At 68.4% G+C, this 14102-nt stretch carries 15 protein-coding genes; 6 read left to right on the top strand and 9 right to left on the bottom strand.

Annotated elements, in window-relative coordinates:
• Positions 1 to 164: 164 nt before the first annotated feature.
• From pstC to pstB, 3 genes are read left to right on the top strand one after another with little or no spacing between them, the layout of a single operon-like run.
• Complete coding sequence (pstC, locus tag ACFT7S_RS36815) at positions 165 to 1157, top strand: phosphate ABC transporter permease subunit PstC (protein WP_382740315.1); 993 nt, start codon at positions 165 to 167, stop codon at positions 1155 to 1157.
• On the top strand, positions 1154 to 2236 hold the full coding sequence (pstA, locus tag ACFT7S_RS36810) for a phosphate ABC transporter permease PstA (RefSeq protein ID WP_382740312.1): 1083 nt from the start codon (positions 1154 to 1156) through the stop codon (positions 2234 to 2236). Before pstC ends, pstA begins: the two co-directional genes overlap by 4 nt.
• Positions 2237 to 2276: 40 nt before the next feature.
• Positions 2277 to 3053, top strand: a complete 777-nt coding sequence (pstB, locus tag ACFT7S_RS36805; RefSeq protein ID WP_382740309.1) for a phosphate ABC transporter ATP-binding protein PstB — start codon at positions 2277 to 2279, stop codon at positions 3051 to 3053.
• Positions 3054 to 3324: 271 nt separating this feature from the next.
• Here the strand turns inward: pstB and ACFT7S_RS36800 are convergent, their stop codons facing one another.
• Positions 3325 to 4323, bottom strand: coding sequence for an anion permease (locus ACFT7S_RS36800; protein ID WP_382740306.1), 999 nt, complete (start codon positions 4321 to 4323; stop codon positions 3325 to 3327).
• Between the two features lie 5 nt (positions 4324 to 4328).
• On the bottom strand, positions 4329 to 4949 hold the full coding sequence (locus tag ACFT7S_RS36795) for a DUF47 domain-containing protein (RefSeq protein ID WP_073720505.1): 621 nt from the start codon (positions 4947 to 4949) through the stop codon (positions 4329 to 4331).
• Between the two features lie 200 nt (positions 4950 to 5149).
• Between ACFT7S_RS36795 and ACFT7S_RS36790 the strand changes: the two genes are divergently transcribed.
• Positions 5150 to 5530, top strand: a complete 381-nt coding sequence (locus ACFT7S_RS36790; protein WP_382740303.1) for a metal-sensitive transcriptional regulator — start codon at positions 5150 to 5152, stop codon at positions 5528 to 5530.
• A 66-nt stretch (positions 5531 to 5596) separates the two neighbouring features.
• Here the strand turns inward: ACFT7S_RS36790 and ACFT7S_RS36785 are convergent, their stop codons facing one another.
• A complete protein-coding gene (locus ACFT7S_RS36785; protein ID WP_382740321.1) occupies positions 5597 to 5755 on the bottom strand; it encodes a hypothetical protein in 159 nt (52 codons plus the stop codon).
• Between the two features lie 107 nt (positions 5756 to 5862).
• Entirely contained in the window at positions 5863 to 6744 is an 882-nt protein-coding gene (locus tag ACFT7S_RS36780) for a hypothetical protein (RefSeq protein WP_382740300.1), read from the bottom strand.
• A 175-nt stretch (positions 6745 to 6919) separates the two neighbouring features.
• Between ACFT7S_RS36780 and ACFT7S_RS36775 the strand changes: the two genes are divergently transcribed.
• Complete coding sequence (locus ACFT7S_RS36775; RefSeq protein ID WP_382740297.1) at positions 6920 to 7201, top strand: hypothetical protein; 282 nt, start codon at positions 6920 to 6922, stop codon at positions 7199 to 7201.
• Positions 7202 to 7326: 125 nt separating this feature from the next.
• A complete protein-coding gene (locus ACFT7S_RS36770) occupies positions 7327 to 8991 on the top strand; it encodes an FAD-binding oxidoreductase (protein ID WP_382740294.1) in 1665 nt (554 codons plus the stop codon).
• Positions 8992 to 9029: 38 nt separating this feature from the next.
• Here the strand turns inward: ACFT7S_RS36770 and ACFT7S_RS36765 are convergent, their stop codons facing one another.
• The 5 genes from ACFT7S_RS36765 to ACFT7S_RS36745 form a co-directional block, all read right to left on the bottom strand.
• Entirely contained in the window at positions 9030 to 9761 is a 732-nt protein-coding gene (locus tag ACFT7S_RS36765) for a phosphatase PAP2 family protein (RefSeq protein ID WP_382740292.1), read from the bottom strand.
• Positions 9762 to 10065: 304 nt separating this feature from the next.
• Entirely contained in the window at positions 10066 to 11073 is a 1008-nt protein-coding gene (locus tag ACFT7S_RS36760) for a C40 family peptidase (protein ID WP_382740289.1), read from the bottom strand.
• Between the two features lie 103 nt (positions 11074 to 11176).
• Complete coding sequence (locus ACFT7S_RS36755) at positions 11177 to 11674, bottom strand: hypothetical protein (RefSeq protein WP_382740286.1); 498 nt, start codon at positions 11672 to 11674, stop codon at positions 11177 to 11179.
• 59 nt (positions 11675 to 11733) lie between these two features.
• The gene (locus ACFT7S_RS36750) at positions 11734 to 13512 is read right to left on the bottom strand and encodes an alpha/beta hydrolase (protein ID WP_382740283.1); all 1779 of its coding nucleotides are present in this window, start codon (positions 13510 to 13512) and stop codon (positions 11734 to 11736) included.
• A complete protein-coding gene (locus tag ACFT7S_RS36745) occupies positions 13509 to 13925 on the bottom strand; it encodes a hypothetical protein (protein WP_382740280.1) in 417 nt (138 codons plus the stop codon). Before ACFT7S_RS36745 ends, ACFT7S_RS36750 begins: the two co-directional genes overlap by 4 nt.
• Positions 13926 to 14102 lie beyond the last annotated feature (177 nt).

Below are 14102 nucleotides of genomic sequence, written 5' to 3'. Positions count from 1 at the left end.
TTTTTTTTTACTACCACGCTCTAAACCCGCCCCACCCCCCCCACCCCGGGGGGGGGCGGGCGGGCCCCCCCCCCCGGCCCCGCCCCGCCGCCCGCCCTACAGAACCCATCCGGTGCACCGCCGCCAGGGGAGCCACTGGCTCCCCCACACAGACCGGAAAGACCATGGCTTCCATCACACCGATAGACACACCACCGGCCCCGCCGGCCCAACGAAAGCGCACCCAGTCCACCGGGCGCGCAGGCGACAAGATCTTCCTGGGCCTCTCGCAGGGTTCAGGCATTCTGCTGCTCGTGCTCATGGCGTCCATCGCCGTGTTCCTGAGCTACCGCGCCGTACTCGCCGTCTCGAAGGACGAAGGCAACTTCTTCACCACCTTCGACTGGAACCCGGCCGGTGACCCGCCGGTCTTCGGCATCGCGGTCCTTCTCTTCGGCACCGTCGTCAGCTCGATCATCGCGATGGCCATCGCGGTTCCGATCGCTGTCGGCATCGCCCTCTTCATCTCGCACTACGCGCCCCGCAAGCTGGCCGCGCCCCTCGCGTACGTCGTCGACCTGCTGGCCGCAGTGCCGAGCATCATCTACGGCATCTGGGGCGCCCTCTTCCTCGTGCCGTATCTGGAGGGCCTGAACCTCTGGCTCGACCAGTTCTTCGGCTGGACGTACATCTTCGAGAAGACCGAGGTCGGCGTCGCCCGCTCGCTCTTCACCGTCGGCATCCTGCTCGCGATCATGATCCTGCCGATCGTGACGAGCGTCAGCCGCGAGGTCTTCCTCCAGGTCCCGAAGATGAACGAGGAAGCCGCGCTCGCGCTGGGCGCCACCCGGTGGGAGGTCATCCGCCTCTCGGTGCTGCCGTTCGGCCGTTCCGGCGTGATCTCGGCATCGATGCTGGGTCTGGGCCGAGCGCTCGGCGAGACGATGGCCGTCGCCACGGTCCTGTCGCCGAGCTTCCTCATCTCGCTGCATGTGCTCAACCCGGGCGGCGGCACGTTCGCCCAGAACATCGCCGCGAAGTTCGACGAGGCCAACCAGCTCGGGCGCGACGCCCTGATCGCCTCCGGTCTGGTCCTCTTCGTCCTCACCCTGCTGGTCAACGGCGCTGCGCGGCTCATCATCGCCCGCCGCAAGGAGTACTCGGGGGCCAACGCATGAGCACGACACACACGAGCGTCCAGGAACGTCCGACGCCCACACCGCCCCCGAGCAAGAGCACGCTGCGCAGCCGGTCGCTCCCGCGCTGGGCCCCGCTCGGCTTCGCCGCCGTCTCGATCGCCCTCGGCGTCGGGATCGGCTCGGCGGCCGGCTGGGAGAGCCGCATCCAGTGGGGCCTGATCTCCGCGCTGCTGTTCGTGGTCATCTCGTACGCCGCGACGACAGCGGTCGAGAACCAGCGCCAGGCCAAGGACCGTCTCGCCACCAGCCTCGTCTGGGTCTGCTTCCTCCTCGCGATCGTCCCGCTCGCGTCCCTGATCTGGACGACGGTGGGCCGCGGCATGAAGGTGCTGGACGGCTACTTCCTCACCCACTCCATGGCCGGAGTGCTTGGTACGGAGCCGGGCGGCGGCGTCTACCACGCGCTGATCGGCACGCTGGAGCAGGTCGGCATCGCCACCGTGATCTCCGCCCCGATCGGTCTGCTGACCGCCGTGTACCTGGTCGAGTACGGCAAGGGTGCGCTGGCCAAGGCCGTCACCTTCTTCGTCGACGTGATGACGGGCATCCCCTCGATCGTCGCCGGCCTCTTCATCCTCTCGATCATGCTGATGGCGGGACTCCAGCCGTCCGGCCTGATGGGCTCGCTGGCCCTGACGATCCTGATGATCCCGGTCGTGGTCCGCTCCACCGAGGAGATGCTCAAGCTCGTACCGAACGAGCTCCGCGAGGCCTCCCTCGCCCTCGGCATCCCGAAGTGGCGCACCATCCTGAAGGTGGTCATCCCGACCGCGATCGGCGGCATCACGACGGGCGTCATGCTCGCCATCGCCCGTATCGCCGGTGAGACCGCACCGATCATGCTGCTGGTCTTCGGCAGCCAGCTGATCAACCCCAACCCCTTCGAAGGCGCCCAGTCGTCGCTCCCCTTCTACATCTGGGAGCAGTACAAGATCGGCAGCGAGGCGTCGTACGACCGCGCCTGGGCCGGTGCACTGGTCCTGATCGTCTTCGTCATGCTCCTCAATCTGGTGGCCCGCGGCATCGCCCGCTGGAAGGCCCCCAAGACCGGTCGCTGACGCGGCCAACAGCGACCTCCCGAAAGAAGCAGTGATCCCCATGGCCAAGCGAATCGACATCGGCGGTCTGACCGCCTACTACGGCAGCCACAAGGCCATCGAGGACATCTCGATGACCGTGGAGCCCCGCTCCGTGACCGCCTTCATCGGCCCGTCCGGCTGCGGCAAGTCCACGTTCCTGCGCACCCTGAACCGGATGCACGAGGTCACCCCCGGTGGCCGCGTCGAGGGCAAGGTGCTGCTGGACGACGAGAACCTGTACGGCCCCGGCGTCGACCCCGTCACCGTGCGCCGCACGGTCGGCATGGTCTTCCAGCGCCCGAACCCGTTCCCGACCATGTCGATCTTCGACAACGTCGCAGCGGGCCTCAGGCTGAACGGCTCGTACAAGAAGAGCCAGCTGGCGGACGTCGTCGAGAAGTCCCTGAAGGGCGCCAACCTCTGGAACGAGGTCAAGGACCGGCTGAACAAGCCCGGCTCCGGCCTCTCCGGCGGCCAGCAGCAGCGCCTGTGCATCGCCCGCGCCATCGCGGTCGAGCCGCAGGTACTCCTGATGGACGAGCCGTGCTCGGCCCTCGACCCGATCTCGACCCTCGCCATCGAGGACCTGATCGGTGAGCTGAAGGAGCGCTTCACGATCGTCATCGTGACGCACAACATGCAGCAGGCGGCGCGCGTCTCGGACCGTACGGCGTTCTTCAACCTCTCGGCGGTGGGCAAGCCGGGCCGTCTCATCGAGATAGACGAGACGGAGCGGATCTTCTCCAACCCGTCGGTCCAGGCCACGGAGGACTACATCTCCGGCCGCTTCGGATAACCCACAGACGGCCTTGGGGTGCTGCATGGCGGTGCCACCACAAGGCAAAGGGTCCGCCCCGCTCTCCACGAGGAGAGCGGGGCGGACCCATATGTACGAGTAGGCGTCCGGCACCTGACCATCGAGGCCGAGACCGGCCACATCAAGCCTGCGAGCCGAGCGACGGGGCCGGCCACATCAAGCCCGTCCGGCGATTGAGGACATCTTTCAGCCCGTCCGGCGCTTGAGGACAAAGCGGTCACCGGGCGCCCCCGGCACCACCCCACCCCCGTCACCCGAACAGCAGCCGCACAACCCCGTAGCTCAGCGCAGCGACCAGCGCAGCCGCCGGCATGGTGATGAACCACCCGAGGATGATGTTCTTGGCAACACCCCACCGCACCGCGTTCACCCGCTTCGTGGCGCCCACACCCATGATCGCGGAAGTGATCACGTGCGTCGTGGAGATCGGCGCGTGGAACAGGAACGCCGAGCCGAACATGATCGACGCCCCCGTCGTCTCCGCCGCAAACCCCTGCGGCGGATCCAGCTCGATGATCTTCCGGCCGAGCGTACGCATGATGCGCCAGCCGCCCGCGTACGTACCGAGCGAGAGCATCAGCGCACAGGCGATCTTCACCCAGACCGGAATCTCGTCGTTCGGTCCCTCGACGTCGGCGATGACCAGGGCCATCACCACGATGCCCATCGTCTTCTGCGCGTCCTGAAGACCGTGACCGAGCGCCATGCCCGCCGCCGAGACCGTCTGCGCGATACGGAAGCCGCGCTTGGCCTTGTGCGGGTTGGACTTCCGGAACATCCACATGATCGCGACCATCACCAGATAGCCCACGATCAGGCCGACGACCGGCGAGAGGAACATCGGGATGACGATCTTCTCGAGCACGCCGTCCCAGTGCACCAACGTCCCGCCGGCCAGCGCCGCGCCGACCATGCCGCCGAACAAGGCGTGCGAGGACGAGGACGGCAGGCCGTAGTACCAGGTGACGAGGTTCCAGATGATCGCGCCGACCAGCGCCGCGAACAGGATCGCCATTCCCTTCGACCCCTCGGGCGTGGCGATGATCCCCTCGCTGACGGTCTTGGCGACCCCCTGGCCCAGGAAGGCGCCTGCGAGGTTCATCACGGCGGCCATCGCCAGGGCCGCACGCGGGGTCAGCGCCCGGGTGGAGACCGAGGTGGCGATGGCGTTCGCCGAGTCGTGGAAGCCGTTCGTATATGTGAAGCCGAGCGCGACACCAATGGTCACGATCAGCGCAAAGGTGTCCACGAGGTTCAGGACTCCTTGACCGCGATGGTCTCCACGGTGTTCGCGACGTGCTCGAACGCGTCAGCGGCCTCTTCCAGCACATCCACGATCTGCTTGAGCTTCAGCACCTCCATGGCGTCGTACTTGCCATTGAAGAGCTGCGCGAGCAGCTTGCGGTGGATCTGGTCGGCCTGGTTCTCCAGACGGTTGACCTCGATCCAGTACTCGGTGAGGTTCTCCATGGTCCGCAGACTCGGCATGGCCTCGGCGGTCAGTTCCGCCGCCCGGGCCAGTACCTCGATCTGCTGCTCGACGCCCTTGGGGAGCTCTTCGACCTGGTACAGCACGACCAGGTCGACGGCCTCCTCCATGAAGTCCATGATGTCGTCGAGCGACGAGGCGAGGTTGTAGATGTCCTCGCGGTCGAAGGGCGTGATGAACGAGGAGTTGAGCTGGTGGAAGATCGCGTGGGTCGCGTCGTCCCCCGCGTGCTCCGCTGCCCGCATACGCTCCGCGATCTCGACTCGGGAGGCAGAGTCCGCCCCGAGCAGTTCCATGAGGAGCTTCGAGCCCGTGACGATGTTGTCCGCGGATGCGGAGAACATGTCGTAGAAGCTCGTCTCCCTGGGGGTCAGACGAAAGCGCACGTGGGGTCCTCGGGATGCTTTGGATTCGGTCAGGCTGATGCTAGGCGCATCATCCGGCCACGGCTAACCGGCGTTATTCAGTGTCGCCCATCGGGCACAGTGATCAGCACGGACCCCCGGTCACGTTTCGGCTGGATTCGGTACCATATACCCGGCAGGGGTATATGAACGGGCAGGGCAACAGACAACGGGAGGATGCAATGACCACCACCGAGGCTACTGAGGCAGCCGGTTCCGCGGGTGCGGAGCCGGGTACGGAAGCCGGTACGGCCACCGTCGTCACCGACCACGACCGCGGTATCCACGGCTACCACCACCAGAAGGACGAGCACCTCAAGCGCCTGCGCCGGATCGAGGGCCAGGTCCGCGGCCTCCAGCGGATGGTCGACGAGGACGTCTACTGCATCGACATACTGACCCAGGTCTCGGCGTCCACCAAGGCCCTCCAGTCCTTCGCACTCCAGCTTCTCGAGGAGCACCTGCGCCACTGCGTCGCCGATGCCGCCGTCAAGGGCGGCGAGGAGATCGACGCGAAGGTCGAGGAGGCCACGAAGGCGATCGCCCGCCTGCTCCGTACATGAGCCGGAACGCGGACCCCCGCGACGTGCGCGATGTCACCCCCGGCGGCCTGCCTGCCGGGGGGCCGGCTACCAGTCGCCGGTCCCGACGTTGAGCACCTCGTCGATACGGTCGGGACTGAGCCGGTCCTCACGGGCGGCCGAGGCCGCGATCATGAGCTCGCCGCAGAGTTCGATCTCGGCCAGAGCCAAACAGTCCTGAGCATTCGGGGCGCTGAGCGTCACCACGTGCGTCACCTCTCTCTGCCGTCGCCGACTCCTGGCGCACCGGCTTCCTAGCGTAGGGAGCGGACACTCACCGCGCATGGCACGGACGGACCATTTCGGCCCCCTCCCTACCGGTCCCTCTCGCCGCCCTGCCCCTGCTGGATCAAGCCCGTGTAGATGTCGCCCCGGTCCGGCAGCCGCACGACGACCGGCACCCCGAACCCGTACAGCAGCATCGTGGACACCACCGCCACCGCCGGCCCCTCGGAGGCGAAGCTGAAACGGTGGCGCACCTTGCGCAGCCGCCCGTCCTTGTCGAGGTACGCGTCGAACGGCACCGTGTCCGTGCTGAACCCATTCGCCGCCGCGGTCAGCGCACCCCTCGACTCCGCCGACGCGGCGCGCGCCGCCCGTCCGAGGTCGGCGGTTCCCCGGTAGTGATGGACCGTCACCCCGGCGAGCTCCGTCTTCCCCACGTACGTCACCTCACGTGCCCCGCGCAGCAGTTCGGCGGCGGCCGTCGGATCGGTCACCCCGCCCGTGACGAGGTTTCCGTCCTCCAGCGTCGTCGTGTCGACCCGCACCCACTTCTCGTCGGGCACCCCGGCCCCGCGGTTCTTCATGTACAGCGCACCCGGGGCCAGCAGTTCGGTGATCGGCCGGTGCCCGGTCTCCCCGACGGCGTCCCTCGGCAGGATCACCTTGATCCGTCCCAGCTGTCTGCGGAAGTCGTACGTCCCCTGGCCTCTGATCGTCACCCGCGTCCCGCCGGCCGCAGTCTCCATCGACGTACGCATCTCGGCGCTGCCCGCCGCGGCCAGCACGTCCGCCGCCCGCCGAAGCGTTTCGCCAGGACCACCGGCCCCGGGCGCCCCGGCCCGGAGCCGTTCACCGTGCCCTGCGCCGCCGCTCCCGTCGGAGCACCCCGCGGTCACCGCCATCACACCCGCCACGGCAAGGGCGCAGACAGCCAGAGCCCCGCCTCCGCACCTGTGCTGCTGCACCACCATCGCCTGCCAACCCCCAACGACCAACCCGGCACGAGCCCCCCACTCGCCCCGCCTAACGACCACCGGGGTCACCCGTCACGCCGCCCGCGCCGGCCCTTGTAGCGGGCGCCCCTGTCCGGTACATCGATCGGCGCACGGACCCGCCGTTCGGGCGCCGCCCCGGTACCGTGGACGCGTGCATGAGGAAGCCCCCACCCAGGCCCCGGACCACACGCGTATCCCGGCTCTCCACATGGCCGGCCCGATGATCCCGCCCCAGCCCGGCACCACCTCGATCGACGCGCATGCCGCCGCTTCGCCGCACAGCGTCACGACGATCGAACGGGGCTCGTTCTGTCTGGCCCACTGCACCTGCGGGTGGCGGGGACCCGCACGCCGGTCCCGCGACCGGGCCCGTACGGATGCCGAGCAGCACCTGTCCACGTCCGATGACGCGCCCGAAGCCCAGGCCATCTGACGACGCACCGCCTGATCGCCCCGTCGCCCCGTCGCCCCATCGCCTCACCGCCTCACCGCCTCACCGCCTCACCGCCTCACCGCCTGATCAACCGATCGGCCGGGGGCCCGACCCGGAGTCCGCCCATGAACCGGCCGTACAGTCCGAAGGCCCCGACGCCCCCGATACCTCCGGCCGGGCCCGCGCCCCACCGTCGTACCGTGCTCAGCGCCGGACTGGCCGCGGGCGCGGCCGCCGCGCTGAGCGCGGCCACCGGCTGCAGCGCGAACGGCGACGGTGCGGGCGGCGCATCGGCCACCGGCCTCCCCAAGTCCCCCGGCCCGACCCCGGCACGCCCCGCCTCCCCCGGCCCCTCGTCTCCCGGTACAGCGTCTCCCGACTGGCCGGCCCTCGACCGCAGCCTCGACGGCCTCCTCGTACGCCCCGGGGACGCTGATTACGCGAGTGCCCGGCAGCTCTACAACATCCGGTTCGACACCCTGAAGCCGGCGGCGGTCGCGTACGTACGGCACGAGGACGATGTCCGCGCGTGCCTGGCCTTCGCCCGTTCGGCCGGTACGCCGGTCGCGATCCGCAGCGGTGGTCACTCGTACGCGGGCTGGTCGAGCGGGAACGGCAGGCTGGTGATCGACGTGTCCTCGCTCGCCCGCGTCGACACGAACGGCACCGTTGGAGCCGGCGCCAAACTGATCGACGTCTACCGGGGACTGGCCCGCCACGGCAGGACCGTCCCCGGCGGCTCCTGTCCGACGGTCGGCATCTCCGGCCTCACGCTCGGCGGCGGCCACGGTGTCGCCTCTCGCGCATACGGCCTGACCTGCGACAACCTGACGTCCGCCACCCTGGTCACCGCCGACGGCAGCGCGCTCACCGCCGACGCCGACCACCACCCGGACCTCTTCTGGGCCCTGCGCGGCGCGGGCAACGGCAACTTCGGTGTCGTCACCGAACTCCGCTTCCGCACCCGGCCGGCCCCGTCGACCGTCAGCGGCTTCCTCTCCTACCCGTGGTCCCGCGCCCAGGCGGTCCTCGCAGCCTGGCAGGAGTGGGGCCCCGAGCAGCCGGACGAGATCTGGTCCTCCGCCCACCTCGACGCGGGGCCGGGCGGAGGGATGCCGACGCTGTCGATCGCCGCGTTCTCGCTCGGCACGTACGGGGATCTGCAGAACGCCGTGGACCGGCTCGCCGACAAAATCGGCGCCTCGGCCTCCTCCGTATCGCTGCGCCGCCACAGTTTCCTGGAGGCGATGCTCGTCTACGCGGGCTGCTCGGGCCTCACGGACGCCCAGTGCCACCTGCCGGGCACGACGCCGGGCCGCAACGAGGGCGGGGCGCTCCAGCGCGAGGCGTACGCCGCGGCCTCCGACTTCTTCGACCGGCCGCTCTCCGCGGCGGGCCTGCGGGCGCTGATCGACCGGGCCGAGGCATTCACCCGGATTCCGGTGGAACAGGGCGGCGGCGGAGGTTCCATCACTCTCACCGCGCTCGGCGGTGCGATCAACCGGGTCGACCCGCAGGCGACGGCATTCGTCCACCGCCGCTCACGGGTACTCGCCCAGTACATCGGCGCCTGGCAGCCCGGGACCTCCGGAACGGCCCAGCAAGGCTGGCTGAAAACTACCCACGCGGCACTGCGCCGGTACGCCTCCGGGGCCGCGTACCAGAACTACGTCGACCCGGATCTGGGCGACTGGCGGAAGGCGTACTACGGCACGTCCGCCGACCGGCTCGCGCGCCTCAAGGAGCGGTACGACCCGACCCGCCTCTTCACCTTCCCCCAGTCTCTTTAACCACTGGGCCCGTGGGGCCCGTGGACCCCTGCCGCCTGTCAGGCGGCGAGGTCCTTCTCTCCCGCACCACCGCCGCCCGACCCGGGCCGCGGCTCGGGAATCCCGAGCGCGCTGCCCCGGTCGTCGGCCGAAGCGCCGACCGGCTTGCTGGAACGTACGAGGGAGCCGACCCGGCCGGACCGGGACACCGCTGTCACGAGCGGCGTCAGCAGGGCCATGGCAAGCGGCGCGAGGAGCAGGGCCACCGCCGTACCGAGAGCGAAACCACCGACGACGTCCGTCGGGTAGTGCACACCCATGTAGACGCGGCAGAGACCTTCGACGAGCGCGAGGCCGAGAGCGGCGAACCCGAACTTCCGGTTGGCGACGAAGAGCCCGACGGCGATTGCCATCGCCATGGTGGCGTGATCGCTGACGAACGAGAAGTCCGTCTTTCCGGCCACGAGCACGTCCAGCCCGTCGTGATCATTGAACGGTCGTGGCCGCTCCACGAAACCCCGGATCGGAATGTTGATGAGCAGGGCGATCCCGGCGGCCAGCGGCGCCCAGACGATTCCCGCGACAGCCGTCACGGAGTCCTCGACGGTCCCGCGCCGGCGCACACTCCACCAGCACAACAGGGCGACCAGGACCATGCCGAGCATGATCCCGTACTCACCGACGAACTCCATGACCCGGTCGAACCAGGCGGGAGAGGCCTTCGCCAGCCCGTTGATGTCGTAGAGCAGGCTGACGTCGGGGTTCGACCCATCGAGTGCGAGTCCAGCCATCTGCTGCGGCCCCTTGCCTTGTCTGCTGCGGCGCACACAGGCGTGCGCTGCTTCGGTCGACCCCCGTATTTCAGTGTTTCAGTGCGGTACCGCGTGTCCCGGGCAACACCGCATGGTCAGTGCGCATGCTGCCCCAGTTCAGGAAACGGCCTGTCAGCTGCGTACGTTCCGACCTCCACCGAATGATCACCATGACGTTATCGAAGAGTGACTCGTCGTCGCAGCTCAGGGCCCAGGCTTCACAGAGAGTTCCGGCCACGGCGACTGTCCGTCAGATGCCCGTCGCGTGCCGGTCGCGTACGCGTCAGGCTTGCGGGAGGTCGGTCGGAAGAGCCGCCGCGCCGTCCTTCGTGACCCTCGTCGCACCGAAGTAGTCGGGAGTATCGATCTTGTCGAACCGGATCACGGACCCGGTGTACGGGGCGTTGATCATGTACCCGCCTCCGACGTAGAGCCCCACGTGACGGATGGTCCGCGAGTTGGTCAGATCGTCGGAGAAGAACACGAGGTCGCCCGGGAGCAGCTCATTCCGCGAGGGATGCGGCCCGGCGTTGTACTGATCGTTGGCGACGCGGGGCAGCTCGATGTCGACGGTCCGGTACGCGGCCTGGGTCAGCCCGGAACAGTCGAACCGCCCGCCCTGCTCGGCCGTTCCGTTGCCGCCCCAGAGGTAGGGCGTACCGAGCCTCTTCTGCGCGAAGTAGATGGCTCCGGCCGCCTGCCGCGAGGGCGCGACGCGGCCGACGGGCCTGGCGAAGCTCTTCTCCAGCGAGCGGATGATCTTGACGTAGTTCTGCGTCTCCGCGATCGCGGGCACCCCGCCCGACCGGATCACCCGGTAGGCACCGGCGTTATAGGCCGCGAGCATGTTGTTGGTCGGGTCGCCCGGGACCTTCTTCACATACCCGGCCAGCTCGCAGTCGTACGAGGCGGCGGACGGAATCGCATCGGCCGGGTCCCACACGTCCCGGTCCCCGTCGTTGTCCCCGTCGACCCCGTGCGAGGCCCAGGTCCCGGGGATGAACTGCGCGATGCCCTGAGCGGCGGCATGACTCTGGGCCCTCGGGTTCCATCCGCTCTCCTGGTACAACTGCGCGGCAAGGAGGGCGGGGTTGATGGCGGGACAGAGGTTGCCCCACTTCTCCACCAGGGGCTGATACCGCGCGGGAACGGCCCCCTTGGCCAGCCCGACGACGCCCCCACCACCCCCGGCGAGACCGGCGGCGGCGGAGTACGTACCGACGAGGAGCAGCGCCACGAAGCACAGACACAGCCCGATCCCACCGCCGACAACCACCCAGTATTTCCGCACCCCTCAACCATCCCCCATCCGGGCCCGGTTCATGGGCCGATTCGCTGGTGTGTACGGGTGGGAGGGGGCGTGGTGGGGGTGCGGGGGGGGTGGTGACGCGAGGTCAGGGGGCTCCGGCTGACCAGAAGTCGGAGCGGATGTTGGGGCGGGGGAGCGGGTAGACGTCCTCGTATGCCGGACCGTTCGGCTTGGTGGTGGACTCGGCTACTTCTGACTCCTCCACACAAGGACTGTCGACTTCGAAGAAGGCTTGGCCTTTGCCGCCGAAGCTCAGGCTGACGCCGAACCCTTCCTTGGTCTGCGCATAGATCGCCGGAACATCCACATCCTTATTGATCGCTTTGATCCTGTATCCGTTCTTCCGCCAGAAACGGTCCACGATGCCCAGGAAGCTACCTCGCCGCTGCTCAGAGACAATGGTCATCACCACGCGCATTCGCGACACGTCGCAGCTTCCCGTACTGGTTGGGCCGTGCGCCCACTGCACTTCCGGCTTGATCTCACCCAATGTTGCGTCGAGAATCTCATCGGCATGACCTGCCGCACCCTGCATATTCATATCGCCTCGATTTCCGCCATTCGTTGAGATGGCGCCATTCACACACCCGGACAGTGACGCACAAAGCAAAAACGCCAACGCCACGCCTCGGAGTCGACACCTCAACGCAATTCCTCCGTCTTGATTTTTTGAGACTGCCCAACAGAAATCAGAGCGATGCCGTCGGCAGATACAGCGTCCTTCTGCGGGTCAAAGTAATGAGAGTGTGCATCAATCGACACCCCATCTCTGCTGACCAACGGCGGCCCTTCGCCCACAGGGAATCGTCTGGCTCCGAATGCCTCGCTTGCCGGGTCCTTTCCAAACCAAACGTCGTCATCTCCTCGATCGGCAAGTCCCCCAATCACGTATCCGACCGGCCCCGCCGCTGCAGCGAGATTGCCTTGCAATTTAGATGGAGCCTTGGTCACCACATCATTCTCAGCCGCACCAACGAAGACGTGCTCCTTGCCCACTCCAAGGTCCTCGGCACGATCCACCCCTACCCCCGGACTGCCGACGAGAACGATGTCGTCAACCCCGGAGATCCCGCCACCGTGCTGCGTTGCAGCACCCACTGTGCGGGAACCGTACGAGTGCCCAATGGCCGTCATGTGCGGGTCTCCGTTCTCGTTGGTAGCTGCCAGACCCCCCATGAATCCATGGAAGGAACGCCCGCCCTTCTCGGCCCTTTCGTCACCCATGACCGCCAGACTCTCCAGCCCGTCCGGAGCCTGCGGTGCGTCGTAGCCGAGCCAGACGATCGCCGCACTGGAATGGTCGTACTTTTGCGCACCCTTGGCTGTGTCCCAGGCACGCTTGAGATCCGCCTTCGCGAATTCCTCATCCAACGACGTATTCAACCCAGGAACATATGCCGCCACATTTCTCGCCGTATCCGGATTCCCGTAGGAGACAATCGCCCGCCCGTTCCCCTCATCCCCGATGCCCAGCAGATACATCGGCGGCTTCGTGCCTGCCTGCAGCTGCCGGTCAATCTCCCGCAACCCCGCCAGCTTCGTAGCCGCCTCCTCGTCGTCCCGCCCCTCCAGTTTCCCGATCAGCAACTGAAGGTTGTCGCGGTTGGCGGTGTCGCGGACCAGGGCCGGGATTCCGTCCAGGTTGCCGATCTGGTCCGGGTACACCGCGAGGTACTCCTCGCGCTGTTCCTGCGTCAGGCCGGCCCACCACGCACCGCGTTCGGCCGGAGTCGCATCCAGCGGGATGTTGTCCTTGAGGTACCCCCGCGCCGCACCCCGTACCGCCGCCGCGTCCCCCGCCGCATCCGTCCACGTCGAGTCCGGGACCTTCAGGCCCTCTTCCGCCCTGAGCCTCCGCAGAGTCCCCGCGTACCGCCAGTCGATCTCGGCCGCCGTCCGCACCGCCTTCACGACCCGGTCCGCGATGTCCTGCGCCTTCGCCGCGTTCGGGTTCGGCGCAACCAGCCCGGACGGCGCCACCAGCCCCGGTACCACTCCCCCGGCCGTCGTCCCACCCGTCAAGGGCTTCCCGTCGACAATCCCTTCGCCCACCGCCGGATACGTCACCGACCCGTCCGCGTGCACCGTGAACTTCAGCGCCACCGCATCATCCAGCGCATCCGCCAGCACCCGCTGCTGGGCCCTCATCTCGTGGGCCAGGCTGTTCAGCGTCGTACGGAGCAGGCCGCACTCCGTATAGACGTACTGGAAGTTCCGGCTCAGCTGCCGCAGCCGCCCGACCGCCGCATCGGCCGCCTCGCCCTGCTCCGTCTCACGCAAGCCGTTCAGCAGCTGCTGCTCGATCCGGTCCCGGGCCGCATCGGCCCTGTTGCTCGCCCGGCCCCAGCCGTCGGCCGCCCCCTCCAGCTCGGCGCACTTCAGGTCCCGTAACTTCGCCCACGTCAGCACCGACCCGCTCATCGCGCCCCGACCCCGCCCGCCACCGGCGCGAAGGACGACCGCACGGCCTCGTTCGTCTCACCCTGCGCACGCGCCACGGCCCGCAGCTTTCCCGCGAGGCTGGCGCACTCACCCTGCGCGGTCGCGATCCGCCGCTCCCACGACTCGCGTACGGTGCCCAGTTCCGCCAGAGCCGTCAGGTCACCCGCCCCCGCCAGCAGCCCTTCGTGCGCCGCCCCCAGTTCGGACTTCACCGGCGCCAAGTGCGTCCGCATCGCCTCCGCGCCACCGGCGGCCCGCGTCCACGGCCCGTCGCTGTGCTTCAGCGCCCGGCTGCCACCACCACCGCTGCCACCACCGCCCCTCGGACCGGCCAGGTCACTAAGCCTCTGCTGCCCCGACGACGACTGCCCCACCACGGCCACACCGCTCACCCCGCTCCTTGATCGTGCAGCGGCACTGTCCCAGTTCAGCGGTGCACGACATGCCACACCCGCACGACACCGCGAGCGCCCCGGACCTGCCCACACCCCTGAATCCCGGGCGTCACGGGCGGCGCGGCCGGACGGCCCGAATCACTCGTTCGATGGAGGGCCCCGTACCGTACTCGG

It is taken from the genome of Streptomyces sp. NPDC057136, assembly GCF_042670885.1.
Taxonomy (GTDB): Bacteria; Actinomycetota; Actinomycetes; order Streptomycetales; family Streptomycetaceae; genus Streptomyces.
This window is presented reverse-complemented; position numbering and strand designations above follow the sequence as displayed.